The sequence below is a fragment of the Enterobacter cloacae complex sp. R_G8 genome, assembly GCF_024599795.1.
GTDB classification, from domain to species: Bacteria; Pseudomonadota; Gammaproteobacteria; order Enterobacterales; family Enterobacteriaceae; genus Enterobacter; species Enterobacter dissolvens.
The window spans coordinates 515,461-539,142 of the sequence record NZ_CP102246.1 but is presented as its reverse complement, the minus strand read 5'-3'; the positions used below and the strand labels follow the sequence as shown (position 1 = coordinate 539,142).

Below are 23,682 nucleotides of genomic sequence, written 5' to 3'. Positions count from 1 at the left end.
CTTATGCCTCACCCAGGTATGCGCGGATCACGTCCGGATTGTTGCGGATCTCTTCCGGCGTGCCGTTTGCCAGCGGCGTCCCCTGGTTCACCACGTAGATACGGTCTGAAATGCCCATCACCAGCTTCATATCGTGCTCAATCAGCAGGATAGTGGTGTCGTGATGATCGCGAAGTTCAGCAATCAGCTCGTCCAGCTCTTTGGTCTCTTTCGGGTTCAGACCCGCTGCGGGTTCATCGAGCATCAGGATTTCCGGCTGCGTTACCATGCAGCGCACGATCTCAAGGCGACGCTGGTCACCGTACGCAAGGTTACTTGCCTGGCGGTTGGCATGCGGCAGCAGACCGATACGGTCGAGCCAGGTCGCCGCACGATCCAGCGCTTCGCTCTGCGCCCGGCGAAAGGCCGGCGTTTTCAGCAGGCCGGAGAACAGACCGGTTTTCAGCTGCTGGTGTTGCGCCACCAGCAGGTTCTCAATCACCGTCATCTCGCGGAACAGACGCACGTGCTGGAAGGTACGCACCACGCCCATGCGGGCAATCTGCTGGCCCGGCAGCCCTTCCAGGTGCTGGTCGCGCAGCATGATGGTGCCGCCCGTCGGCTTGTAGAAACCGGTCAGGCAGTTAAAGACCGTGGTTTTTCCCGCGCCGTTCGGGCCAATCAGGGAGACGATCTCTTTCTTGTGCAGATCCAGATTCACATTGTTGACTGCCAGCAGGCCGCCAAAACGCATCATCAGACCGTTAACGGATAATAATGGCTGACTCATGCCTGCTCTCCTTTCGCTTGCCCGTTCTTCAGCTTCAGCTGTGGACGGGTCATCGGCAGCAGCCCCTGCGGACGCCAGATCATCATCAGCACCATCAAACCACCCAGCATCAGCATGCTGTATTCGTTAAAGTCACGCATCAGTTCGCGCGAGACCACCAGCAGAATGGCAGCGAGGATCACGGCGAACTGCGAGCCCATCCCGCCGAGCACCACAATCGCCAGCACAAAGGCGGATTCGGCAAAGGTGAACGATTCCGGGCTGACAAAGCCCTGACGCGCGGCAAACAGCGTGCCGGCAAAACCGGCGAACGCGGCGCTGATGGTGAACGCGGTCAGCTTAATGCGGGTCGGGTTGAGGCCCAGGGAGCGGCAGGCGATCTCATCTTCACGCAGCGCTTCCCACGCGCGGCCCAGCGGCATACGCAGCAGGCGGTTAATCACGAACAGCGTGATGACCACCAGCAGCAGCGCCACCATGTAGAGCCAGATAACGCGGTCGGACGGATCATACTTCACGCCAAAGAAGTTGCTGAAGGTATCCCAGCCGCCTTCACGGGCGGTACGGCTGAACTCCAGACCAAAGAAGGTTGGTTTCGGGATCTGGCTGATGCCGTTCGGGCCGCCGGTCACCTCGGTATTGTTGAGCAGCAGGATACGGACGATTTCGCCGAAGCCTAAGGTCACAATCGCCAGGTAGTCACCGCGCAGGCGCAGCACCGGGAAGCCAAGCAGGAAACCTGCAGCGGCAGAGACCAGCCCCGCCAGCGGCAGACAGGTCCAGAAGCCGAGACCGTAATAGTGGTTCAGTAGCGCAAAGGTATACGCGCCAATGGCGTAGAAACCGCCGTAGCCCAGTACCAGCAGGCCAGAGAGCCCCACTACCACGTTCAGGCCCAGACCCAGAATAACGTAGATCATGGTCAGGGTGGCGATATCTACCGTGCCGCGCGAGACCACGAACGGCCACGCCACCGCAGCCACCAGCAGCGCCACAAGGAACAGCTTCTGCTTCACGGTGGAGCCGTCGATAGCCGGCAGGACAAACTTCGGTCCCGAGACGCCTTTCAGCGTTTTCTGGAACAGCGGACGCAGCAGCTGGAACAGGAACACCACGGCGGTGCCGATAAAGACCCACTGCCAGCGAATGTCAGCGGCGGTGTCGACCACAAGCTTTGTGCCGTTCAGCTCTAACTGAACGCCCATAAAGACGCCCGCCAGCACGAAGAACATGGCGGCAGAGAGCAGCGCCATTGCAAAATGCATCGGTTTCATACTTTCTCTACCTCCGGACGACCCAGAATACCGGTAGGCATCACCAGCAGAACCAGAATCAGCAGGGCAAACGAGACCACATCTTTATACTCGGTACTCAGATACGCTGAGGAGAGCGCTTCTGCCACGCCCAGAATCAGGCCGCCAATCATCGCGCCAGGAATACTGCCAATACCGCCCAGTACTGCCGCGGTAAAGGCTTTCATCCCGGCCATAAAGCCGATGTACGGGTTAATCACGCCGTAGAACTGGCCGAGCAGAACACCCGCCACCGCCGCCATCGCCGCGCCGATCACAAAGGTCAGGGCAATAACGCGGTCAGTGTTAATCCCGAGCAGGCTCGCCATCTTCAGATCTTCCGCGCAGGCGCGGCAGGCACGTCCCATGCGGGAGTAGCGGATGAAGAGCGTCAGGGCGAGCATCGCAATAAAGGTCACCACCCAGATAACCAGCTGCATGGTGGTGATGGAGGCAGAGAAGTTTTCGCTGGCGCCGACGATCCACTGGCCGTTAAACAGGCTTGGCAACGCCACGTCGCGCGAGCCTTCGGTCAGGCTGACGTAGTTTTGCAGGAAGATAGACATCCCAATCGCGGAGATGAGGGCAATCAGGCGCTTGGAGCTGCGTACCGGCCGGTAGGCCACCCGCTCGATGCTCCAGCCGTAGGCGCTGGCAATCACAATCGCGCCGACAAAACCGGCGGCGACCAGCAGCCAGCTGCTGTCGATACCCATCATCATCAGCGCGGCGATGATCATAAAGGAGACGTAGCTACCGATCATGTACACCTCGCCGTGGGCGAAGTTGATCATGCCGATAATGCCGTACACCATCGTATAGCCAATGGCAATCAGCGCGTAGGTGCTTCCCAGCGTGACGCCGTTAAACATCTGCTGCAGGAAATAGAGAAACTGCTCGGACATATGCAAACCTTTTTATACCCGCCCGGCGGTCCGGGCGGCGGGATAATTATTTGGCGGCCGAAGACGAACCGTCGGCGTGCCACTTAAAGACACCAAATTCAAATCCCTTCAGATCGCCTTTCTCATCCCAGTTCAGCGGCCCAATCACGGTGTTCGCCCCGTGTGCTTTTAAATCTTTCACCAGATCCAGCGGTTCTTTGCTGCCGGTGCGATCCAGCGCGGTGGCCAGAGACTGCACGGCCGCGTAGGTGATCCAGACGTACGGACCACTTGGATCTTTCTTCTGCGCCTTGAGCGCCTCTACGATAGCTTTGTTCGCCGGATCCTGGTCATAGCGTTTTGGCATCGTCACCAGCATGCCTTCAGCGGCATCACCGGCGATGTTAGACAGGGAGGCGTTACCCACGCCTTCTGGCCCCATGAACTGGGTTTTCAGACCGACCGAGCGCGCCTGGCGCAGCATCTGGCCCATTTCCGGGTAATAACCACCGTAGTAAACAAAGTCGATATTCTCTTTTTGCAGACGGGCGATCAGCGCGGAGAAATCTTTCTCACCCGCGGTAATCCCGTCGAAGAAGACAATATTTGCGCCACCTTTTTTCAGCCCGTCCTGAACAGAACGCGCCAGGCCTTCGCCGTACTGCTGTTTGTCATGAATAATGGCAATGCGCTGCGGTTTAACCGTCTCGAGGATGTATTTCGCCGCGGTTGGCCCCTGGGAGGAGTCCAGACCGGCGGTACGCATAATGTGCTGGTAGCCGCGCTGGGTCAGCTCCGGGTTGGTGGCACCGGGGGTAATCATCAGAATACCTTCGTCTTCGTAGATATCAGACGCTGGCTGAGTGGATGATGAGCACAGATGGCCGATCACATACTGGATGCCATCGTTCACGATTTTGTTCGCCACCGCGACGGCCTGTTTTGGATCGCAGGCGTCGTCGTACTCCACGCCCACCAGCTTGTCGCCTTTGATGCCGCCTTTGGCGTTGATGTCTTTAATTGCCTGACGTGCGCCGTTGAACTCCATGTCCCCCCACTGGGCAACAGGCCCGGACATGGCACCGACCACCGCAACTTTAATCTCTTCCGCCATAGCTGCATGCGAGAGAGACAATGCAACCATGCCCGCGATTAACGTCTTCGCGTTCCTTTTCATCTCTGAATCCCCATTCGTGATGTCGTGTATATATTTTGTTTTATTATGGTTAAAAAGCATTCTGTACTTTTAATGCACAACGCTATTTTTACCAGTGCCTTTAATGGTTTAGCGCAGGTTTTTATCAAAAACCAGACTAAAATCTCTATTTTTCAGGCGATTAAGCAAAGATAATATTCTGAAATCAGGCAGAGATAAACAAATAAAAGTGCAGTTTGCAGCATAAAATAACGGTACAAAGCGCCGAATAAATCACTGCCATTCAGGTTAAAATTCTGCTTATTTTTCGATCCATGTGTTTTCAAACTGCACTTCGCGCTGGCAAAAAACTAATCCCCTGGCAAACGGGAATAAAAAGAGGAAGCCGCTGAGCGAATAAATTGAGTACACTGCCTCTACTCAATTTGATTTGGACAAGCAGCTAATGAAACTGACTATCGTTCGTCTGGTGACCTTTAGCGACCAGGATCATATCGACCTGGGCAAGATCTGGCCGGAATATTCCCCTTCGTCGCTCAACGTTGATGACACCCACCGTATTTATGCCGCGCGCTTCAACGAGCGCCTGCTGGCGGCTGTTCGCGTGACGCTGAGCGGCGCGGAAGGAGCGCTGGACTCTCTGCGCGTGCGTGACGTCACCCGTCGTCGCGGCGTAGGACAGTACCTGATTGAAGAAGTGATCCGTGAAAACCCCAGCATTACCTCCTGGTGGATGGCCGACGTAGGCGTGGAGGACCGTAGCGTGATGGCGGCGTTTATGCAGGCGTTAGGGTTTACGGCGCAGAAAAATGGATGGGAGAAGCGCTAGATTTGTGCGTCCTGATACCCTCACCCCGGCCCTCTCCCTAAGGGAGAGGGAGAAAACCGGGTAATCCCCTCTCCCCGTGGGAGAGGGTTAGGGTGAGGGCATCAACCCGCACCAGCATTATTTTGCGTCAGTAGCAGTACCGTTGGCATGCCAGTCAAACACGCCGAACTCGAAGCCCTTCAGATCGCCCTTCTCATCCCAGGAGAGCGGCCCCATCACGGTATCAACAGAGTTCGCTTTCAGCCAGGTGGCAATCTCAGCCGGATCGGCTGACTGGTTCAGACCCGCCTGCAGAGACTGCAGTGCCGCGTAGGTGGTCCAGACGAACGCGCCGCTTGGATCCTGTTTCTTCGCCTTGATAGCATCTACGATAGGTTTGTTCGCAGGAACCTGGTCGTAGTTCTTCGGCTTGGTCACCAGCAGGCCTTCCGCAGACTCACCGGCGATGTTAGACAGGGAAACGTTCGCCACCCCTTCCGGACCCATAAACTGGGTTTTCAGACCCGCAGCACGAGCCTGACGCAGGATCTGGCCCATTTCCGGGTGGTAGCCACCGTAGTATACGAAGTCGATATTCTCTTTCTTCAGACGCGCCACCAGGGTGGAGAAGTCTTTCTCACCGGCGGTGATACCATCAAAGAACACGACGTCAGCATTCGCTTTCTTGAGGTTATCCTGTACGGAGCGCGCCAGACCCTCACCGTACTGCTGTTTGTCATGCACAATCGCGATACGCTTCGGCTTCACTTTTTCGACAATGTATTTGGCGGCCGTTGGGCCCTGATCGGAGTCCAGACCGGTGGTGCGCAGGATCAGCTTATAGCCACGCGACGTCAGCTCCGGCGCCGTTGCGGCCGGGGTGATCATCAGGATACCTTCGTCTTCGTAGATATCAGACGCAGGCTGGGTGGAAGAGGAGCACAGGTGACCGATAACGTATTTGATGCCGTCGTTCACCACTTTGTTCGCCACGGCAACCGCTTGTTTCGGGTCACAGGCATCATCATATTTTACGATCTGCAGTTTTTCGCCCTTGATACCGCCCTTCGCATTAATATCGGCAACCGCCTGTTCTGCGCCCGTAAATTCCTGGTCGCCATACTGTGCTACCGGACCGGACATCGCGCCCACCACGGCCACTTTAATATCGGCCTGCGCCATGGTGCTGAATGCCAACGCGATACATCCTGCCAGTAACGCTTTACCCTTCATGTTCATCCTGAGATTCCCCATTATTATGGTTATTACGATTGTTGTGATGTTGTTGTGCAGCGCTTTATTTCAGTTATAGGTGTGCTGTTTGCGCTTTTTCAGCATACTCTGCTAAAACATACCCCATTTTTATGATTTTGGAATAGCAAATTTGAAATGAATATATGATAAGCCCGGCAGGAATTTCACCGGGCTTCTGGCTTTAACGAGTCAGCGACGCAGAAATAATGTCCAGCGCTTTACGGAACTGCACTTCAGGGATTGTGAGCGGGTAAAGGAAGCGGATGACGTTACCGTACACGCCGCAACTCAGAAGCAGAAGGCCTTCCTGCAGGGCTCGCTCCTGCACCTGACGGGTAAATTCCGGCGACGGTTGTCCGGATTGCGGATCGTTAAACTCCACCGCCACCATTGAGCCCTGCGCGCGGATATCCGCGATATACGGGCAGTGTTCCTTCGCTTTGTTCAGCACTTCCACCAGGTGATGACCCAGATGCGCCGAGCGGGTGCAGAGGTCTTCTTCATCAATCACGTCCAGCACGGCATGTGCGGCGGCGATCGCCAGTGGGTTACCGGCATAGGTACCGCCCAGTCCGCCAGGTGCAGGTGCGTCCATCACCTCGGCGCGGCCCGATACCGCCGAGAGCGGCATCCCACCCGCCAGGCTTTTCGCCATGGTGATCAGATCCGGCTTCACGCAGTGGTGTTCCATCGAGAACAGTTTCCCGGTACGTGCAAAACCGCTTTGCACCTCGTCGGCGATCAGCAAAATACCGTGGGTATCGCACAGGGCGCGCAGGGCCTGCATAAAATCCGCCGGTGCGATATTGAAACCGCCCTCGCCCTGAACCGGTTCAAGAATGATGGCTGCCACCTGGTCCGGGGCAATGTCCGCTTTGAAGATACGCTCCAGGCTTTTTAATGCCTCCACCGTACTGACACCGTGCAGTTCATTGGGGTATTGGGCGTGATATACCGAGCCAGGAAACGGCCCGAAGCCCAGCTTGTAGGGTGCGACTTTCCCGGTCAGCGCCATGGTCATAAAGGTGCGCCCATGGAAGGCGCCACCAAAGGTAATCAGGCCAGGGCGTCTGGTGTATGCGCGGGCAATTTTTACCGCGTTTTCGACGGCTTCTGCCCCCGTTGAGAAGAAAGCGGTTTTTGCCGGGCCGTCAATCGGCACGCGCCCGTTGATGCGCTCGGCAAGCGACACATAACCTTCGTACGGCACAATCTGGTACGCCGTATGGGTGAAGGCGTGAAGTTGTTTTTCAATGGCGGAAATGATTTTTGGATGGCGATGCCCGGTGTTCAGCACCGCTATTCCGGCGGCGAAGTCGATATACTCGTTGCCCTCGACGTCCCACACCGTGGCGTTTTCAGCTTTATCGGCATAGAAGTTACACATCACGCCGATGCCGCGCGGCGTCGCCTGTAAACGCCGGTCGTTCAGTTCGTTATTTTTCACCCTGTCCCCCTGAGAAAGTCGCCTGCTTAGCGCATCAGTAAGTGTTTGCCAGGGGGGAGAAATTCGCCAGAGTGGGCGTTAAAAAAACAAAACCCCCGGATTCGCATCCAGGGGCTCTCGTCATACTTCGCGGAAATTACGCTTCAATCGCGGCGCGAAGTTTTTTCATGGCGTTCTTTTCAAGCTGACGCACACGTTCAGCGGAGACGCCGTAGCGGTCGGCCAGCTCCTGCAGGGTGGACTTGTTGTCTTCGTCCAGCCAGCGGGCACGGATAATATCCTGGCTACGCTCGTCAAGGCCTTCCATCGCATAGCTCAGCTTGTTCGCGGCCTGATCTTCCCAGTTGTCCTCTTCAATACCGTCAGCAAAGTTAGAGGTCTTATCCTGCAGATACAGCACCGGCGCCATCGGCTGGCTGTCGGACGCATCGTCGTCAGAAGACATGTCAAAGGTCATGTCCTGCGCGGCCATACGGGATTCCATCTCACGCACGTCTTTGCTGGAAACACCCAGCTCGCGCGCCACCATTTCCACTTCATCCTGATTGAACCAGCCCAGACGCTGCTTGGTTTTACGCAGGTTAAAGAACAGTTTGCGTTGCGCTTTTGTCGTGGCGACTTTCACGATACGCCAGTTACGCAGCACGTATTCGTGAATCTCTGCTTTGATCCAGTGCACAGCGAAGGAGACCAGTCGTACACCCACTTCCGGGTTAAAGCGACGTACAGCCTTCATCAGGCCGATGTTACCTTCCTGAATCAAGTCCGCCTGCGGCAGGCCATAGCCCGCATAATTACGAGCAATGTGAACAACAAAGCGCAGGTGAGACAGGATCAGCTTTTTCGCTGCTTCCAGATCGCCCTGGTAATGCAGCTTTTCAGCAAGCTCCTTTTCTTCCTCGGCCGTTAACATCGGCCAGGTGTTCGCAGCCCGGATATACGATTCCAGGTTACCAACAGGGGCTAAAGCTAAAGTTTGCATTTCTTTGGTCATTCATTCCTCTCAATGTTTCTTCTGGTCCAGGTTGTCCCCATCAGGCAACAACCATGCCAAAGCGTTTGAGCAACGAGATTAGCATTCACTCTTTTATCAGACAGTGATTTTATCCACAAGTTCCAGGTGCAACGGTGAATAAATTACGCACAAAATGTGACATGGAGATGATAACAGGGGAAGAGACAACAGGGACGCTTTCCCTGCAGAGCGAACATCTCGGTGCAGGGAAAAATTATATCACGCTTTTCTTAGTCGGGAGTAAAGTGGCGTAAATGTTGAACCGTCGCCAGCCATGCTGCCACCCAGCCAATCATGGAGCAAACCAGCAGCAGTAACAGGCACTCATCGAACCCTAAGCCACTGATATCAAACTTAGTTCCGAAGACCTGCGCCACCTCGGTCACGGCGGAGGAGAGCCGCATCACCAAAATTTCTGACAATATCAGTGAAAGAAATGCGCCGGAAAAACCGAGCAATGCGCCGCCGTAGAGGAACGGACGCAGGATGAAGCCATCCGTCGCACCAATCAGCTTTTGCACGTTGATGGTGTCGCGGCGGGCGAAAATGCTCAGGCGCACGCTGTTACCGATGACGAGGAACACCGCCGCCACCATCAGCACACCAATCATCGCCGCCACACGACCCACCAGCCCGGTCAGGGCGGCAAGACGCGCAAACCAGCTGTCATCCATGCGCACTTCATCAATGCCTTTAATGGTAGAGATGCGATCGCGCAGCGTATTAAGCGAATCCGTCCCCTGGAAGTCGAGCTTCGGGATCACCACCGCCACGGCCGGTAGCGGGTTCTCTTCGAGCATATCCAGCGCACCGCCAAAGCCTGACCAGTTACGGAACTCACCCAGCGCTTCTTCGCGGGAAAGGTAGTTCACCTTCTCCACGCCCTTCTCGGCCTGGATTTGCCCGACCACCTGCGCCGCCGCGTTATCGTCGAGCGCCTTGTCCAGATAGACCGTGATCTGCGGAGACGGATAATACTGCGACGCCGCCTGATTCACGTTCTTATAGACCATATAGCACACGCTTGGCAGCGTCAGCGAGATGGCGATAACCATCACCGTCAGGAACGTCGCCAGCGGTTTACTTTTCAGATCCTGCAACGCGCCGTGGAAGGCGTAGCGTACCTGTTCATTGAACACGTTGGTTTTGCGGGAGTTTGGCTTCGGCGCGGCTTTTGCCCGCTTCGGCGCATTACGGTTACCGTCACCGCCACCCTGCGGCTTACGGAAACGGTCAAACCGGTTCCCGAACTGCCGAATCTGGTTCATTGCATCACGCTTGTTCACCGTGGCCTCCGTGCAAATGCCCGTCGCTCAGGGTCAGCATGCGGTACGAACGGCGGGAAATCAGCCCGATGTCGTGCGTCGCCATCAATACCGTCACCCCAACGCGGTTGAATTCCTCAAACAGACGCAAAATCCCTTCAGAGAGGGCGTCGTCCAGGTTACCGGTCGGTTCATCCGCCAGCAGTACCGCAGGTTTGTTCACCACCGCACGGGCAATGCCCACACGCTGCTGTTCACCGCCGGAGAGCTGGATCGGGAAGTTCTTCGCTTTGTCCAGCAGCCCGACCTTATCCAGCGCCGCAGAGACGCGACGGCGGATATCATCATAGCTGGCACCGGCAATAATCAGCGGGATCGCCACGTTATCGAAAACGGTGCGATCCATCAGCAGGTGGTGATCCTGGAAAATCATCCCGATCTGACGACGCAGGAACGGCACCTCACGGTTTTTCAGACGGCTTATCTCATGGCCGCTGAAAAAGATCTTCCCGGCGCTTGGCCGTTCAATCCCACAGATAAGCTTGAGCAGGGTACTTTTCCCCGCGCCGGAATGGCCGGTCAGGAATGCCATCTCGCCTGGCTGCAGATGGAAGGTCACCCCCTGCAGCGCTTGTCTCCCACCGAGATAGGCCTTGCTGACGTGTTCAAAGCGAATCATTGTTAGTCCTCTCGGGCAAATAGTGCCTCAATAAAGTCGTCCGCTTTAAACGGACGCAAATCCTCAATACGCTCGCCCACACCGATGTAACGAATAGGAATGCCGAACTGATCGGCCACAGAGAAGATCACCCCGCCTTTCGCGGTGCCGTCCAGTTTGGTCAGCGTGATCCCGGTCAGTCCTACCGCTTCATGGAACAGCTTCGCCTGGCTGACGGCGTTCTGTCCGGTGCTGGCATCGATGGTCAGCATAATTTCATGCGGTGCGTCTTCGTCCAGCTTCTTCATGACGCGGACGATTTTCTTCAACTCTTCCATCAGGTGCGATTTGTTCTGCAAACGCCCTGCGGTATCGGCAATCAGGACATCCACATTACGCGACTTCGCCGCCTGGATGGCGTCAAAGATCACGGACGCGGAATCCGCACCGGTGTGCTGCGCAATCACCGGAATGTTGTTGCGCTGGCCCCACACCTGCAGCTGTTCAACCGCCGCCGCGCGGAAGGTATCACCCGCCGCCAGCATTACCGATTTACCCTGCTGCTCGAACTGACGCGCCAGTTTGCCGATGGTGGTGGTTTTCCCGACACCGTTAACGCCAACCATCAGAATAACAAATGGCGTTTTGCCTTCAATATTAAGCGGTTCGTCAACTTTTGCGAGAATTTCACCCATCTCGTCTTTCAGCAAGCCGTACAGCGCTTCGGCGTCGCGCAGCTGTTTGCGGCTCGCCCCTTCGGTCAGGTTGGTAATGATCTTACGGGTGGTTTCCACCCCAACGTCCGCAATCAGCAACTGCTCTTCCAGCTCTTCAAACAGATCGTCGTCGATCTTTTTGCCGCGGAACAGACTGATAAATCCGGAACCTAAGTTTTCTTTGGTTTTTAACAGGCTGCGCTTCAGGCGGGCAAAGAAACCTTCTTTGGTCGGTTTTTCCTGCTCCTGAACGATCTCCTCTTCGGCCTGCTCTTCCACCGGCACGACGATAACCGCTTCTTCAGCCGCCTGAGCGGCCAGCGCCTGGGCTTCCAGCTCTTCGTCGGTCAGCTCCGGCTCATGTGCCGCTTCTTCTTCCACCGCGTCGACAATTTCCACGGTTTCCGCTTCGGCCTGCCACTCTTCAGGGGAAACGTCCTCCGCTTTTACCTCTTCCGGCAGCGGCAACGCTTCATGTTCGATAACGGCCTGCGGCGCTTCAGTAACCGCTTCAACAACAGGTTCGGGCTTTTCGCTCTCCTGAACCTGTTCGGTGACCTCAACCACCTCTTCAGCAAAGGCTTCAGTCTCTTCTTTGCTGTGCGCATGCTCTTCCGCTTCAACAACCGCGGCGGTTTCTACAGGCGTTTCAGGCTGAGACTGCTCTTCAACGGCTTGTTGTTCTTCGGTTTTCTGTTCTGTTTCTTGCTCTTTTTCACCGAAACCCAGCCAGGAAAAGAAGCCACGTTTTTTTTGTTTTGCCATCTGCGACTACACTCCTCGCGGCGCTATATACATGGAAGCTAAAAAAATGATGAAATAGTCTAACACTTTACTTAATTGACATCACCGCCCGCAATCGCAGGCCAATTGTTAACAGAGCTTTCCTGAGATGAAGAAACCCAACCGCGCCCCAGCCGGTCAAATTCGTATTATCGGTGGCCAGTGGCGAGGCCGGAAACTCCCGGTGCCGGACAGCCCCGGTTTACGCCCAACCACTGACCGCGTGCGTGAAACGCTGTTTAACTGGCTGGCCCCGTCAATGGTAGACGCCCACTGCCTCGACTGCTTTGCGGGCAGCGGCGCATTAGGGCTGGAAGCCCTCTCGCGCTACGCCGCCAGCGCCACGCTGCTGGAGATGGAGCGCGGCGTCGCGCAGACGCTGCAGCAAAATCTGGCGACGCTGAAAGCCAGCAACGCCAAAGTGGTGAACACCAATACGCTCAGCTTCCTCGCGCAGCCAGGCACGCCGCACAACGTGGTGTTTGTCGATCCGCCGTTCCGTAAGGGGCTGCTGGAAGAGACGTTATCCCTGCTGGAAAGCAACGGCTGGCTGGCGGATGACGCGCTGATTTACGTTGAAAGCGAAGTGGAAAACGGGCTACCGCCAGTGCCGGTTCACTGGGATTTACACCGCGAAAAAGTGGCGGGTCAGGTCGCTTATCGTCTGTATCATCGTCAGGCACAAGGAGAATCCAATGCCAGTACTGATTAATCTGGGACGTTTGCTGATGCTGTGCGTCTGGGCGTTTTTGCTGCTCAATCTGGTGCATCCGTTCCCGCGCCCGATGAATATCTTTGTGAACGTGGCGTTTATCTTTACCACGTTCATGCACGCCCTGCAGATGGTGATGCTGAAAAATGGCCTGCCAAAAGACGGCCCGCAGATGACCGGCTGGCAGCAGCTGCGCGTGTTTATTTTCGGCGTGTTTGAACTGCTGGTGTGGATGAAGAAGTTTAAGGCGCAGGTGAAGAAGTAAGGTGCGGTCTGGTGCCCTCTCCCACAGGGAGAGGGGATGATTACTGCGCCGGTTCAAACCCCTCAAACCGCGACCCTTTGTAACTCAGCATCCCTTTCTCACCGACTGTCAGCTGATGGTACTGCTGCGCCTCCAGGCGGAAGGTCATCTCCAGGCCGCCCGTTTCCGGCTTAAAGCTCGCTTCATAGCGCATGGTCGTTCCCGCAGGGGTGACCTGTTGCTGGCGCGAACGCCGTTCGTTAAGCGGTTTCTCGCGTTTGTTGCTGACCACCACGCGTTTTTGCATCAACGGCGCGGCGTCGTTATCCGCCTTCTCGCGGCGCTGCTGCACAAAACGGAACGAGGCGGCAATGACGATAATCGCCACCACGATAATGAAAAACAGCGGCATCTTGCTCATTCAACAATCCCATAAGATTATGCGGAATTCAGGATACCCTGACTCCCCCGGCATTGCCAAACGCCTGCCCGCATCACTACACTGAAGATGAAACTGATTATTCAGCCTTAACAGATACAGGGAGTTAATATGCTTTGGTCATTTATCGCTGTCTGTTTTTCCGCATGGCTTTATGTCGATGCTTCGTACCGCGGTCCGGCCTGGCAGCGCTGGTTGTTTAAACCCGTCACGCTGTTGCTGCTCCTGCTGCTTGCCTGGCAAGCGCCGATGTTTAACGCCGTCAGCTATCTGGTCCTCGCCGGGCTGTGTGCTTCCCTGATTGGCGATGCCTTAACCCTGCTGCCGCGTCAGCGTCTGCTGTATGCCGTGGGGGCGTTCTTCCTGTCGCATCTGCTCTACACCATCTACTTCGCCAGCCAGATGACGCTGTCCTTCTTCTGGCCGCTCCCGCTGGTGCTGCTGGTGATTGGCGCCCTGCTGATTGCGGTGATCTGGTCGCGGCTGGAAGAGATGCGTCTGCCTGTCTGCACGTTTATCGCCATGACGCTGGTGATGGTGTGGCTGGCCGGTGAACTGTGGTTCTTCCGTCCAACAGCCCCGGCGATGTCCGCCTTCTTCGGCGCGGCCCTGCTGTTAATCGGGAATATCGTCTGGCTGGGCAGCCACTATCGCCGTCGTTTCCGGGCTGATAACGCGATTGCCGCCGCCTGCTACTTTGCCGGGCACTTCCTGATTGTGCGTTCGCTGTATATCTAAATAAGCCTTGACTCTGGAGTCGACTCCAGAGTGTATGCTGCGGTTAATGAGAAAATTATCATTACCGGAGAGTGCCATGTCGACTCCAGAAACACCTAAAAAAGTCCCTCAATTTTCCGCACTTAAGCTCAGTCCGGTTCCGGCGAAGGACGACTGCTGCTGTGAAGGGACGTGCGAAACACAAAACGCGCAGCCGCTGCCTGAAAGTGGAAACCGCTACAGCTGGGTGGTTAACGGCATGGACTGCGCGGCCTGCGCCCGCAAAGTCGAAAATGCGGTAAAACAGATCCCGGGCGTCAGCCACGTTCAGGTGCTCTTTGCCACCGAAAAACTGCTGGTCAGCGCCGATAATGACGTCAGCCAGCAGGTAATGTCCGCCGTCAGCAAGGCCGGTTACTCCCTGCGTAGCGAAACGGCCCCCGCCGAAAAAACCGCTCCGCTGCGTGAAAATCTGCCCCTTATCGCGCTCGTGATTATGATGGCCCTGAGCTGGGGTCTGGAGCAGATCAACCACCCGTCCGGCAATCTGGCGTTTATCGCCACCACGCTTGTCGGGCTGTATCCCATTGCCCGCCAGGCGCTGCGGCTGATGAAAAGCGGCAGCTGGTTCGCTATCGAAACGCTGATGAGCGTGGCGGCTATCGGCGCGCTGTTCATTGGTGCCACAGCGGAAGCGGCCATGGTGCTGCTGCTGTTCTTAATTGGCGAACGTCTTGAAGGCTGGGCGGCAAGCCGTGCGCGTAAAGGGGTCAGCGCCCTGATGGCACTGAAGCCCGAAACCGCCACGCGAGTGACCGGAAGCGAACGCCAGACGGTGGCCATTAACGCGCTGCGTCCGGGCGATGTGATTGAAGTCGCTGCCGGAGGGCGCCTGCCTGCGGACGGTACCCTGCTCACCGCCACCGCGAGCTTCGACGAAAGCGCCCTCACCGGGGAGTCGATTCCGGTTGAACGCGCGGCCGGTGAAAAAGTGCCTGCGGGCGCCACCAGCGTCGACCGTCTGGTCCAGCTCACGGTGCTTTCCGAACCGGGTGACAGCGCCATCGACCGTATCCTGAAGCTGATCGAAGAGGCCGAGGAGCGTCGCGCCCCCGTCGAGCGATTTATCGACCGCTTCAGCCGGATTTACACCCCCGCCATCATGCTGGTTGCCCTGCTGGTCACTATCGTTCCGCCGCTGTTCTTTGGCGCGCCGTGGGAAGGCTGGATTTATAAAGGTCTGACCCTGCTGCTGATTGGCTGCCCGTGCGCGCTGGTGATCTCCACGCCTGCGGCGATTACCTCCGGGCTGGCAGCGGCGGCACGTCGCGGGGCGCTGATTAAGGGCGGCGCGGCGCTGGAGCAGCTGAGCCAGGTTCAGCATATCGCGTTCGATAAAACCGGCACGCTGACCGTCGGCAAGCCGCAGGTCACTGGCGTGTATCCGCAGGATATCGGTGAAGATGAACTGCTTACGCTGGCCGCCGCCGTTGAGCAGGGTTCCACTCACCCGCTGGCGCAGGCGATTGTGCGTGAAGCGCAGTCGCGCGGGCTGGCCATTCCGACGGCAACGGCACAGCGGGCGCTGGTCGGGTCCGGGATTGAGGCCGACATCGACGGTAAAAAGGTGCTGATTGTCGCGGCGGGTAAGTCTTCTAACCCAGAGGTTGAGGCGCTAGAACAGACCGGACAAACTGTCGTGACCGTCATGCAGGACGGCGTCGCGAAAGGGATGCTGGCGCTGCGCGACACCCTGCGCGATGACGCCAAAGAGGCCGTGACGGCGCTGCATCAGCTTGGCGTACAGGGCGTGATCCTGACAGGCGATAATCCGCGCGCGGCGGCGGCAATTGCCGGTGAGCTGGGGCTGGAATTCAAGGCCGGATTGCTGCCCGCGGATAAAGTCAGCGCGGTCACGGAACTGAACGCATTCGCCCCGCTGGCGATGGTCGGCGACGGGATCAACGATGCACCGGCGATGAAAGCGTCCACCATCGGCATTGCCATGGGCAGCGGCACCGACGTGGCGCTGGAGACCGCCGATGCCGCGCTCACCCATAACCGCCTGACCGGGCTGGCGCAGATGATTTCCCTGGCCCGCGCCACGCGCGCCAATATTCGCCAGAACATCAGCATCGCCCTGGGGCTTAAGGGGATTTTTCTCGTCACCACCCTGCTCGGCATCACCGGGCTGTGGCTGGCGGTGCTGGCGGATACCGGCGCGACGGTGCTGGTGACGGTCAACGCGCTCCGGTTGTTACGTCGCAAATAACACGCAATGCACGCCTGGCCGGGTAAGGTGTAACAGCCACCCGGCCTTCCTTTCCCACAAATCTAAACCATCGTTTCATAAATTTGCGCTTTTGTGAGGTGCTTCACCTCCGCTTTCCAGGCCATGGTCTAATTTTTAAGCGTACAAAAATAAAACACCGTTTTAACGCTTACCTCACTACCCTGGAGTTGACTCGATGAAAACGACCTTCAAGCCGTTACTGGCTGCCCTGTGTCTGTCTGCTTTTGCCTGCTCTGTCTCTGCGCAAACCATTAAAGCCGCCGACGTACATCCTGAAGGCTACCCGAACGTAGTGGCCGTGCAGCACATGGGGGAGAAACTCAAACAACAAACCGACGGCAAGCTGGAGATCAAGGTCTTTCCCGGCGGCGTGCTCGGGGATGAAAAGCAGATGATTGAACAGGCGCAGATGGGGGCGATCGACATGATCCGTGTCTCCATGGCGCCGGTGGCGGCGATCCTGCCCGATATCGAAGTCTTTACCCTGCCCTATGTGTTCCGCGATGAAGACCATATGCACAACGTCATCGACGGCGATATCGGCACGCAGATTGGCGACAAACTGACCGCCAACCCCAAATCGCGGCTGGTGTTTCTCGGCTGGATGGATTCCGGCACCCGTAACCTGATCACCAAAACGCCGATCGTCAAACCGGAGGATCTGAAAGGCAAAAAAATCCGCGTTCAGGGAAGCCCGGTGGCGCTGGCGACACTGAAAGACATGGGGGCTAACTCGGTGGCGATGGGGGTCAGTGAGGTCTACAGCGGCATGCAGACCGGCGTAATCGACGGCGCTGAGAATAATCCGCCGACCTTCATCGCCCATAACTATATGCCGATCGCCAAAAACTATACCCTCAGCGGCCACTTCATTACCCCGGAAATGCTGCTCTACTCAAAAGTGAAATGGGACAAGCTCAGCGCAGACGAACAGCAGAAAATCCTGACCCTGGCGCGCGAAGCGCAGTTCGAGCAGCGCAAGCTGTGGCAGGCCTATAACGCCGAGGCGCTGGCGAAGATGAAAGCCGGTGGCGTGCAGTTCCACGAGATCGACAAATCGGTATTTATCAAAGCCACAGAGCCGGTGCGCGCGCAGTATGGCGAAAAGCATCAGGATCTGATGAAAGCCATTGCTGACGTTCAGTAAACGGAGAGCGTATGTCCGAACTCTACCTGAAGTGGATGGACCGGCTGTATCTGCTCGCCATGGCCGTAGCGGGGTGTGCACTGCTGGTGATGACGGTGGTGATCCCGATTGGCATCTTCTCGCGCTATGTCCTGAATCGCGGTGAATCCTGGCCGGAGCCGATCGCCATTATCTGTATGGTGACCTTTACGTTTATCGGCGCGGCGGTGAGCTACCGTGCCGGATCGCACATCGCCGTAAACATGCTGACCGACCGATTGCCAGACATGCTGAAAACAGCGTGTGCGCGCGTGGTGGATCTGCTGATGCTGCTGATCTCGCTGATTATGTTCTGGTACAGCTACTGGCTGTGTGTCGAGCTCTGGGAGCAGCCGGTCGCCGAGTTTCCGATCCTGACGTCAGGGGAGAGTTATCTGCCGCTGCCAATTGGTTCGGCGGTGCTGATCCTGTTTGTCATTGAACGTCTGCTGTTTGGCTCACAGGAAAACCGTCCTGTGGTGCTGATCGGCAACCACAGTTGAGGGGTGAACAATGGATGCATTCGTTTTGTTATTCACCCTCGCCATTTTGCTGGCGCTGGGTATGCCGGTGGCGTTTGCCGTCGGCTTAAGCGCCGTCGCGGGCGCGTTGTGGATCGAGTTACCGCTCGAAGCGCTGATGATCCAGATCACCAGCGGGGTTAACAAATTTACCCTGCTGGCGATCCCGTTTTTCATCCTGGCGGGGGCGATCATGGCGGAAGGCGGCATCGCCCGTCGGCTGGTGAATTTCGCGTATGTCTTTGTCGGTTTTATTCGCGGCGGGCTGTCGCTGGTGAATATCGTGGCTTCCACCTTTTTCGGCGCGATTTCCGGTTCATCGGTGGCGGATACCGCCTCCATCGGCAGTGTGATGATCCCGGAGATGGAGAGAAAGGGGTATCCCCGCGAGTATGCGGCGGCGGTCACCGCCAGCGGGTCGGTGCAGGCGATTTTAATCCCGCCCAGCCACAACTCGGTGATCTACTCGCTGGCCGCAGGCGGTACGGTCTCCATCGCCACGCTGTTTATCGCCGGCGTGCTGCCGGGGCTGCTGCTGGGGCTGTGTCTGATGGCGCTGTGTCTGTGCTTTGCCCATAAGCGCGGCTATCCAAAAGGCGAAAAGATCCCCTTTAAACAGGCGCTGAAGATATTTCTCGATGCCCTGTGGGGGCTGATGACGGTGGTGATTATCCTCGGCGGCATATTGTCCGGGATATTTACCGCCACCGAATCGGCGGCAGTCGCCTGCCTGTGGGCGTTCTTTGTCACCATGTTTATCTATCGGGACTATAAGTGGAGCGAACTGCCGAAGCTGATGTGCCGGACGGTGAAAACGGTCACTATCGTGATGATCTTGATTGGCTTTGCGGCGGCGTTTGGCGCGGTGATGACCTACATGCAGTTACCTGTGCGCATCACGGCGTTCTTCACCTCGCTCTCGGATAACAAGTACGTGATCCTGATGTATCTCAACATCATGCTGCTGCTGATTGGCACCCTGATGGATATGGCGCCGATCATTCTGATCCTGACGCCGGTGCTGTTGCCGGTGACCAATGCGTTGGGGATCGACCCGGTGCATTTCGGGATGATCATGATGGTGAATCTGGGGATCGGGCTTATCACGCCGCCGGTGGGATCGGTGCTGTTTGTGGCCAGTGCGGTGAGCAAGCAGAAAATCGAACATGTGGTGCGCGCAATGCTACCGTTTTACGGCATGCTGCTGGTGGTGCTGGGAATGGTAACGTACATCCCGGCGATTTCGCTGTGGCTGCCGGGATTGCTGGGCATGCAGTAAGGGGGTTACCCCTTACGGATCAAATACCGGTACGGCAGCGCTTCGGTCTGCTGTGCCACCAGTTCATGCTCCATAAAGGTACAAAAACCGGGGATATCGCGGGTGGTTGCCGGATCGTCAGCGATAATCAGCAGCGTTTCGCCGGTTTGCATATTGCGCACGGTTTTGCGCACCATCATTACCGGCTCAGGGCAGCGGAGGCCCTGCGCATCAAGGGTGTGGTCTGGAGTGGAAAACAGATCGGTCATGGTGTTCTCGGTCAGATAAAAACGGCTGTAGTTTACGCCCCGTAGCCGGCAATGCAAACCAGGTTAACGGTTGCGTAAAAACTAACCATTGCAAAGTCCCGTCAAAGCAGTATCATGCTGCGGTTTTTATTGGGTTCCCTCACCCCAACGTATAAAAAGGTCACAATATGACGCCGTTTTCTGAATCGCAGCGCGTAAAAGCGTTGTTCTGGCTTTCGCTTTTTCATCTGCTGGTGATCACCTCCAGTAACTATCTGGTGCAGTTGCCGATCGCCATCTTTGGTTTCCATACCACCTGGGGCGCGTTCAGCTTCCCGTTTATTTTTCTCGCCACCGATCTGACCGTGCGTATTTTTGGCGCACCGCTGGCTCGCCGCATTATTTTTGCGGTCATGCTGCCGGCGCTGTTCGTGTCGTACGTTATTTCCTCCCTGTTTTACATGGGAAGCTGGCAGGGCTTTGAAGCGTTAACCCACTTCAACCTGTTTGTCGCCCGTATCGCCACCGCAAGCTTTATGGCCTATGCGCTGGGGCAGATCCTCGACGTGCACGTATTTAACCGCCTGCGTCAGAATCACCGCTGGTGGATGGCCCCCACCGCCTCGACGCTGTTCGGCAACGTCAGCGATACGCTGGCCTTCTTCTTCATTGCCTTCTGGCACAGCCCGGATGCGTTTATGGCCGAACACTGGATGGAAATTGCGCTGGTGGACTACTGCTTCAAGGTGCTTATCAGCATTGTCTTCTTCCTGCCGATGTACGGCGTGCTGCTGAATATGCTGCTGAAAAGACTGGCAGATAAATCTGAAATCACAGCATTGCAGGCTGGTTAAGGGTTCGCTTTATCAGTTGTGATAAGATGGACAAATGAGCCGTTATGGCCGTTTATCGAAAGGAAGAAGTCAATGCGCAATCTGGTTAAATATGTCGGGATTGGCCTGCTGGTTGTCGGCCTTGCAGCCTGTGATAACAGCGACACGAAAACGCCTGCTCAGGGCGCGTCTGCAGAGAGCAACGCAACCGGTCAGCCGGTGAACCTGCTGGACGGTAAACTCAGCTTCTCTCTGCCAGCGGATATGACTGACCAGAGCGGCAAGCTGGGTACCCAGGCGAACAACATGCACGTCTATTCCGATGCAACCGGGCAGAAAGCGGTGATTGTGATTGTGGGCGACGATACCAGCGAAGACCTGGCCGTGCTGTCCAAACGTCTGGAAGATCAGCAGCGCAGCCGCGACCCGCAGCTGCAGGTGGTGACCAACAAGTCCATCGAACTGAAAGGCCACACGCTGCAGCAGCTGGACAGCATTATCTCTGCAAAAGGTCAGACGGCTTACTCTTCCGTGGTGCTGGGTAAGGTGGATAACAAACTGCTGACCCTGCAGATCACCCTGCCAGCGGAAGATCAGCAGAAAGCGCAGACTGCCGCTGAAAACATCATCAACACCATCGTGATTCAGTAACGCGTCAGGATGATGACGTGGCCTCCGGTGCCTGCACCGGGGGCCATTTTTTTAGCCGCCACGTGAGCATCAGGGCCATCACCACCAGACCCGCAGCCGCAAGATAGATTACCGGCACGCCTGCCCAGGCCATGACCAGCCCTGCCAGCGGCCCGGTAATACCCAACGACATATCCATAAACACCGTGTAGGTTGCCAGCGCCGCCCCCTGATTCTGCGGCGGCACGGCTTTCACCGCCACCACGCCCAGCGCCGGGAAGACCAGCGAAAAACCGGCTCCGGCGAAGAACACGCCAATTTTTGCCATCCACGGCGCGGTCGCTATACCGGTCAGCAGCAGCCCGACAATCTCAACGGCAAAGCAGATCATCGCTACATTCAGCCCGCCCAGGCGGTTAATACCGTTCGGAAAGAGCAAACGGGCACCCACAAACGCACAGCTGAACAGGGTTAACGCAAAGGCCGCCCCATCCCAGCCTTTGGCGTCATAAAACAGGGTGATAAAGGTGGCGATCACCCCAAAGCCGGTGGTTGCCAGCGCCAGTGCCATACCATACGGCCAGACGCGCCCCAGCACTGCCCGGAACGGCAGCGGTTTACCTTTGCTGGCCTTCACTTTCGGACGCGGCAGGGCAAACAGGATCGCCACCAGCGCGACCACCATAATGGTGCCCGCCAGGCCGTACAGTCCGCCATACGCATAGCACATCACCCCAAGCGGGGCGCCAAGCGCCATTGCCCCGTAGGTGACAATGCCGTTCCAGGAGATCACCCGGCCAATGTGCGGTGCCCCGACCACGCCTACCCCCCACAGCGTCGAACCGGTTCCTGCCAGGCTTTGCCCAATCCCCAGGATCACCCGGCCCAGGCACAGCAGCAACAGGCTGACCAACGGCCAGTGGCTGGTCGTTGCCGCCAGCAGGTAGCTTAGGCCACTGAGAAAACAGCCGCATAATCCCGTAATCACAATGCTCTTCGGCCCGAACAGATCCGCGTAGCGACCCGCATGTGGGCGGCTCAACAGCGTGGCGAAGTACTGCAGGCTAATCACCAGCCCCGCCCAGAATGCGCTAAACCCCATCACGTCATGGACGTAGCCCGGCAAGACCGCCAGCGGCAGGCCAATCGTCAGGTAACTGGCAAAGTTAAAAATCACAACTGAGACAATGCGCAGATTAAGGCGCAATCCGCTTAATGCCGGTTCGGCGGCAGGTTCGGGCATGGGGTTTTACCTGGATTTTTGCAACAGTGTTTCACTATTACCACGACGCCAGCAGAAAATCAGCAGCGACTTTCAGATTAACGGTGCCAGACGAAGCGGATCCCGCGCACTACACTTAACGGGCAATCACATTAAGGAACACGCATGACCCCTAACCCGCCCGACAAAGCAGGACTCCACATCCTGTTAAAACTCGCCTCTCTGGTGGTGATCCTCGCCGGTATCCATGCTGCCGCCGATATTATTGTCCAGCTTCTGCTGGCGCTCTTTTTTGCCATTGTGCTTAACCCGCTGGTGACCTGGTTTTTGCGCCGGGGTATCAGCCGCCCGGTGGCCATAACCATTGTGGTTATCGTGATGCTGATTGCCCTCACCGCCCTTTTCGGCGTGCTGGCCGCCTCGCTGAGCGAGTTCTCCACGATGCTGCCGCAATACAACAAAGAGCTGACGCGCAAGATCGTGGCGCTTCAGGAGATGATGCCGTTTCTGAACCTGCATATTTCGCCGGAACGGATGTTGCGCCGGATGGATTCCGAAAAAATCATGACCTACGCCACCACGCTGATGACCGGCCTGTCCGGCGCCATGGCCAGCATTTTGCTGCTGGTCATGACGGTGGTGTTTATGCTGTTCGAAGTGCGCCACGTGCCCTATAAGCTGCGCTTTGCGCTGAATAATCCGCAAATTCACATCGCCGGTTTACACCGCGCGTTAAAGGGCGTCTCCAAATATCTGGCATTAAAAACCCTGTTGAGCGTCTGGACCGGCGTGATTGTCTGGCTGGGGCTGATGCTGATGGGCGTGCAGTTCGCGCTGATGTGGGGAGTGCTGGCGTTTTTGCTGAACTACGTGCCCAACATTGGCGCGGTCCTCTCCGCCGTGCCGCCCATGATTCAGGCGTTTCTGTTTAATGGCTTCTATGAGTGCATGCTGGTGGGGGCGCTGTTCCTCGTGGTGCATATGGTGCTGGGGAATATTCTTGAGCCACGGATGATGGGCCACCGGCTGGGGATGTCGACACTGGTGGTGTTCTTATCCTTACTGATTTGGGGATGGCTGCTGGGCCCGGTTGGGATGCTGCTGTCGGTACCGCTCACCAGCGTCTGTAAAATCTGGATGGAGACCACCAAAGGCGGCAGCAAACTGGCGATACTGCTGGGGCCGGGACGACCCAAGAGTCGGCTTCCCGGTTAATCGTCTGGGGTGAGACGGAACATGACTCTACGGGAAATTTTTAGGAGAAACGTTATTCGCAAGCCTGCGACAACACTGTACGATGTACGCTGTAACATCGCGCTTGCGAAGTAAAAATCACAGAAACAGGTTTATCGC

General features: G+C 56.8%; 23 protein-coding genes and 1 pseudogene. 11 read left to right on the top strand and 13 right to left on the bottom strand.

Annotated elements, in window-relative coordinates:
* Window position 1: 1 nt before the first annotated feature.
* The 4 genes from livG to livK are packed head-to-tail and all read right to left on the bottom strand — an operon-like array spanning window position 2 to window position 4,122.
* The gene (gene livG / locus NQ842_RS02495; RefSeq protein WP_014833589.1) at window positions 2-769 is read right to left on the bottom strand and encodes a high-affinity branched-chain amino acid ABC transporter ATP-binding protein LivG; all 768 of its coding nucleotides are present in this window, start codon (window positions 767-769) and stop codon (window positions 2-4) included.
* Window positions 766-2,043 carry a branched chain amino acid ABC transporter permease LivM gene (gene livM / locus NQ842_RS02490; RefSeq protein ID WP_014833590.1) on the bottom strand — a complete coding sequence of 426 codons (1,278 nt, stop codon included), beginning with the start codon at window positions 2,041-2,043 and terminating at the stop codon, window positions 766-768. Before livM ends, livG begins: the two co-directional genes overlap by 4 nt.
* Window positions 2,040-2,966: a high-affinity branched-chain amino acid ABC transporter permease LivH gene (livH, locus tag NQ842_RS02485; protein WP_013099131.1), complete on the bottom strand. Its 927-nt coding sequence runs from the start codon at window positions 2,964-2,966 to the stop codon at window positions 2,040-2,042. The genes livM and livH overlap by 4 nt, the downstream gene beginning before the upstream one ends.
* Before the next feature lie 46 nt (window positions 2,967-3,012).
* Window positions 3,013-4,122 carry a high-affinity branched-chain amino acid ABC transporter substrate-binding protein LivK gene (livK, locus tag NQ842_RS02480; protein WP_014833591.1) on the bottom strand — a complete coding sequence of 370 codons (1,110 nt, stop codon included), beginning with the start codon at window positions 4,120-4,122 and terminating at the stop codon, window positions 3,013-3,015.
* A 424-nt stretch (window positions 4,123-4,546) separates the two neighbouring features.
* On the opposite strand from livK, the gene panM reads away from it, so the two are divergent.
* A complete protein-coding gene (panM, locus tag NQ842_RS02475) occupies window positions 4,547-4,930 on the top strand; it encodes an aspartate 1-decarboxylase autocleavage activator PanM (RefSeq protein ID WP_221345845.1) in 384 nt (127 codons plus the stop codon).
* Between the two features lie 117 nt (window positions 4,931-5,047).
* Here the strand turns inward: panM and livJ are convergent, their stop codons facing one another.
* From livJ to ftsY, 6 genes are all read right to left on the bottom strand, one after another.
* On the bottom strand, window positions 5,048-6,148 hold the full coding sequence (gene livJ / locus NQ842_RS02470) for a branched chain amino acid ABC transporter substrate-binding protein LivJ (RefSeq protein WP_014833593.1): 1,101 nt from the start codon (window positions 6,146-6,148) through the stop codon (window positions 5,048-5,050).
* A 196-nt stretch (window positions 6,149-6,344) separates the two neighbouring features.
* Complete coding sequence (locus NQ842_RS02465; protein ID WP_046889464.1) at window positions 6,345-7,610, bottom strand: 4-aminobutyrate--2-oxoglutarate transaminase; 1,266 nt, start codon at window positions 7,608-7,610, stop codon at window positions 6,345-6,347.
* Between the two features lie 136 nt (window positions 7,611-7,746).
* Window positions 7,747-8,604, bottom strand: coding sequence for an RNA polymerase sigma factor RpoH (gene rpoH, locus NQ842_RS02460; RefSeq protein ID WP_008500093.1), 858 nt, complete (start codon window positions 8,602-8,604; stop codon window positions 7,747-7,749).
* Window positions 8,605-8,855: 251 nt separating this feature from the next.
* Window positions 8,856-9,911, bottom strand: coding sequence for a permease-like cell division protein FtsX (gene ftsX / locus NQ842_RS02455; RefSeq protein ID WP_046889465.1), 1,056 nt, complete (start codon window positions 9,909-9,911; stop codon window positions 8,856-8,858).
* On the bottom strand, window positions 9,898-10,569 hold the full coding sequence (ftsE, locus tag NQ842_RS02450) for a cell division ATP-binding protein FtsE (RefSeq protein ID WP_008500091.1): 672 nt from the start codon (window positions 10,567-10,569) through the stop codon (window positions 9,898-9,900). The genes ftsX and ftsE overlap by 14 nt, the downstream gene beginning before the upstream one ends.
* A 2-nt stretch (window positions 10,570-10,571) precedes the next feature.
* Window positions 10,572-12,029 carry a signal recognition particle-docking protein FtsY gene (ftsY, locus tag NQ842_RS02445; RefSeq protein ID WP_046889466.1) on the bottom strand — a complete coding sequence of 486 codons (1,458 nt, stop codon included), beginning with the start codon at window positions 12,027-12,029 and terminating at the stop codon, window positions 10,572-10,574.
* A gap of 127 nt (window positions 12,030-12,156) precedes the next feature.
* Between ftsY and rsmD the strand changes: the two genes are divergently transcribed.
* Window positions 12,157-12,759, top strand: coding sequence for a 16S rRNA (guanine(966)-N(2))-methyltransferase (gene rsmD / locus NQ842_RS02440; protein WP_014833597.1), 603 nt, complete (start codon window positions 12,157-12,159; stop codon window positions 12,757-12,759).
* The gene (locus tag NQ842_RS02435; protein ID WP_013099143.1) at window positions 12,743-13,024 is read left to right on the top strand and encodes a DUF1145 family protein; all 282 of its coding nucleotides are present in this window, start codon (window positions 12,743-12,745) and stop codon (window positions 13,022-13,024) included. Before rsmD ends, NQ842_RS02435 begins: the two co-directional genes overlap by 17 nt.
* 40 nt (window positions 13,025-13,064) lie before the next feature.
* Here NQ842_RS02435 and NQ842_RS02430 read toward each other — a convergent pair whose 3' ends face one another.
* A complete protein-coding gene (locus NQ842_RS02430) occupies window positions 13,065-13,424 on the bottom strand; it encodes a DUF2500 domain-containing protein (protein WP_046889467.1) in 360 nt (119 codons plus the stop codon).
* Between the two features lie 129 nt (window positions 13,425-13,553).
* Between NQ842_RS02430 and NQ842_RS02425 the strand changes: the two genes are divergently transcribed.
* The 5 genes from NQ842_RS02425 to NQ842_RS02405 all read left to right on the top strand — a co-directional run bounded on the left by NQ842_RS02425 (window position 13,554) and on the right by NQ842_RS02405 (window position 19,417).
* A complete protein-coding gene (locus tag NQ842_RS02425; RefSeq protein WP_014833599.1) occupies window positions 13,554-14,180 on the top strand; it encodes a lysoplasmalogenase in 627 nt (208 codons plus the stop codon).
* Between the two features lie 76 nt (window positions 14,181-14,256).
* Window positions 14,257-16,431 (top strand): Zn(II)/Cd(II)/Pb(II) translocating P-type ATPase ZntA, encoded by a 2,175-nt coding sequence (gene zntA, locus NQ842_RS02420; RefSeq protein WP_257256471.1) that lies wholly within the window; start codon window positions 14,257-14,259, stop codon window positions 16,429-16,431.
* A gap of 196 nt (window positions 16,432-16,627) precedes the next feature.
* Window positions 16,628-17,599: a TRAP transporter substrate-binding protein gene (locus NQ842_RS02415; RefSeq protein WP_257256470.1), complete on the top strand. Its 972-nt coding sequence runs from the start codon at window positions 16,628-16,630 to the stop codon at window positions 17,597-17,599.
* Window positions 17,600-17,610: 11 nt separating this feature from the next.
* A complete protein-coding gene (locus NQ842_RS02410; protein ID WP_257256469.1) occupies window positions 17,611-18,120 on the top strand; it encodes a TRAP transporter small permease in 510 nt (169 codons plus the stop codon).
* Between the two features lie 10 nt (window positions 18,121-18,130).
* Window positions 18,131-19,417, top strand: coding sequence for a TRAP transporter large permease (locus NQ842_RS02405; RefSeq protein WP_014833602.1), 1,287 nt, complete (start codon window positions 18,131-18,133; stop codon window positions 19,415-19,417).
* A 5-nt stretch (window positions 19,418-19,422) separates the two neighbouring features.
* Here NQ842_RS02405 and tusA read toward each other — a convergent pair whose 3' ends face one another.
* On the bottom strand, window positions 19,423-19,665 hold the full coding sequence (tusA, locus tag NQ842_RS02400) for a sulfurtransferase TusA (RefSeq protein ID WP_014833603.1): 243 nt from the start codon (window positions 19,663-19,665) through the stop codon (window positions 19,423-19,425).
* A 167-nt stretch (window positions 19,666-19,832) separates the two neighbouring features.
* Here tusA and NQ842_RS02395 point away from each other — a divergent pair, with 167 nt between their 5' ends.
* Together NQ842_RS02395 and NQ842_RS02390 are read left to right on the top strand one after the other, a co-directional pair.
* On the top strand, window positions 19,833-20,498 hold the full coding sequence (locus NQ842_RS02395) for a 7-cyano-7-deazaguanine/7-aminomethyl-7-deazaguanine transporter (RefSeq protein ID WP_013099151.1): 666 nt from the start codon (window positions 19,833-19,835) through the stop codon (window positions 20,496-20,498).
* 72 nt (window positions 20,499-20,570) lie between these two features.
* Window positions 20,571-21,128, top strand: a complete 558-nt coding sequence (locus NQ842_RS02390; RefSeq protein ID WP_013099152.1) for a DcrB family lipoprotein — start codon at window positions 20,571-20,573, stop codon at window positions 21,126-21,128.
* Window positions 21,129-21,132: 4 nt separating this feature from the next.
* Here the strand turns inward: NQ842_RS02390 and NQ842_RS02385 are convergent.
* Window positions 21,133-22,385 (bottom strand): annotated as a pseudogene (locus tag NQ842_RS02385) (MFS transporter).
* 109 nt (window positions 22,386-22,494) lie between these two features.
* On the opposite strand from NQ842_RS02385, the gene NQ842_RS02380 reads away from it, so the two are divergent.
* A complete protein-coding gene (locus NQ842_RS02380) occupies window positions 22,495-23,544 on the top strand; it encodes an AI-2E family transporter (RefSeq protein ID WP_013099154.1) in 1,050 nt (349 codons plus the stop codon).
* Window positions 23,545-23,682 lie beyond the last annotated feature (138 nt).

What these genes read in the sequence shown, in the direction of transcription:
- livG (WP_014833589.1), bottom strand. Translation starts at nt 769, where the DNA reads ATGAGTCAGCCATTATTATCCGTTAACGGTCTGATGATGCGTTTTGGC.
- livM (WP_014833590.1), bottom strand. Translation starts at nt 2,043, where the DNA reads ATGAAACCGATGCATTTTGCAATGGCGCTGCTCTCTGCCGCCATGTTC.
- livH (WP_013099131.1), bottom strand. Translation starts at nt 2,966, where the DNA reads ATGTCCGAGCAGTTTCTCTATTTCCTGCAGCAGATGTTTAACGGCGTC.
- livK (WP_014833591.1), bottom strand. Translation starts at nt 4,122, where the DNA reads ATGAAAAGGAACGCGAAGACGTTAATCGCGGGCATGGTTGCATTGTCT.
- panM (WP_221345845.1), top strand. Translation starts at nt 4,547, where the DNA reads ATGAAACTGACTATCGTTCGTCTGGTGACCTTTAGCGACCAGGATCAT.
- livJ (WP_014833593.1), bottom strand. Translation starts at nt 6,148, where the DNA reads ATGAACATGAAGGGTAAAGCGTTACTGGCAGGATGTATCGCGTTGGCA.
- rpoH (WP_008500093.1), bottom strand. Translation starts at nt 8,604, where the DNA reads ATGACCAAAGAAATGCAAACTTTAGCTTTAGCCCCTGTTGGTAACCTG.
- ftsE (WP_008500091.1), bottom strand. Translation starts at nt 10,569, where the DNA reads ATGATTCGCTTTGAACACGTCAGCAAGGCCTATCTCGGTGGGAGACAA.
- ftsY (WP_046889466.1), bottom strand. Translation starts at nt 12,029, where the DNA reads ATGGCAAAACAAAAAAAACGTGGCTTCTTTTCCTGGCTGGGTTTCGGT.
- rsmD (WP_014833597.1), top strand. Translation starts at nt 12,157, where the DNA reads ATGAAGAAACCCAACCGCGCCCCAGCCGGTCAAATTCGTATTATCGGT.
- NQ842_RS02435 (WP_013099143.1), top strand. Translation starts at nt 12,743, where the DNA reads ATGCCAGTACTGATTAATCTGGGACGTTTGCTGATGCTGTGCGTCTGG.
- NQ842_RS02430 (WP_046889467.1), bottom strand. Translation starts at nt 13,424, where the DNA reads ATGAGCAAGATGCCGCTGTTTTTCATTATCGTGGTGGCGATTATCGTC.
- NQ842_RS02425 (WP_014833599.1), top strand. Translation starts at nt 13,554, where the DNA reads ATGCTTTGGTCATTTATCGCTGTCTGTTTTTCCGCATGGCTTTATGTC.
- zntA (WP_257256471.1), top strand. Translation starts at nt 14,257, where the DNA reads ATGTCGACTCCAGAAACACCTAAAAAAGTCCCTCAATTTTCCGCACTT.
- NQ842_RS02415 (WP_257256470.1), top strand. Translation starts at nt 16,628, where the DNA reads ATGAAAACGACCTTCAAGCCGTTACTGGCTGCCCTGTGTCTGTCTGCT.
- NQ842_RS02410 (WP_257256469.1), top strand. Translation starts at nt 17,611, where the DNA reads ATGTCCGAACTCTACCTGAAGTGGATGGACCGGCTGTATCTGCTCGCC.
- NQ842_RS02405 (WP_014833602.1), top strand. Translation starts at nt 18,131, where the DNA reads ATGGATGCATTCGTTTTGTTATTCACCCTCGCCATTTTGCTGGCGCTG.
- tusA (WP_014833603.1), bottom strand. Translation starts at nt 19,665, where the DNA reads ATGACCGATCTGTTTTCCACTCCAGACCACACCCTTGATGCGCAGGGC.
- NQ842_RS02395 (WP_013099151.1), top strand. Translation starts at nt 19,833, where the DNA reads ATGACGCCGTTTTCTGAATCGCAGCGCGTAAAAGCGTTGTTCTGGCTT.
- NQ842_RS02390 (WP_013099152.1), top strand. Translation starts at nt 20,571, where the DNA reads ATGCGCAATCTGGTTAAATATGTCGGGATTGGCCTGCTGGTTGTCGGC.
- NQ842_RS02380 (WP_013099154.1), top strand. Translation starts at nt 22,495, where the DNA reads ATGACCCCTAACCCGCCCGACAAAGCAGGACTCCACATCCTGTTAAAA.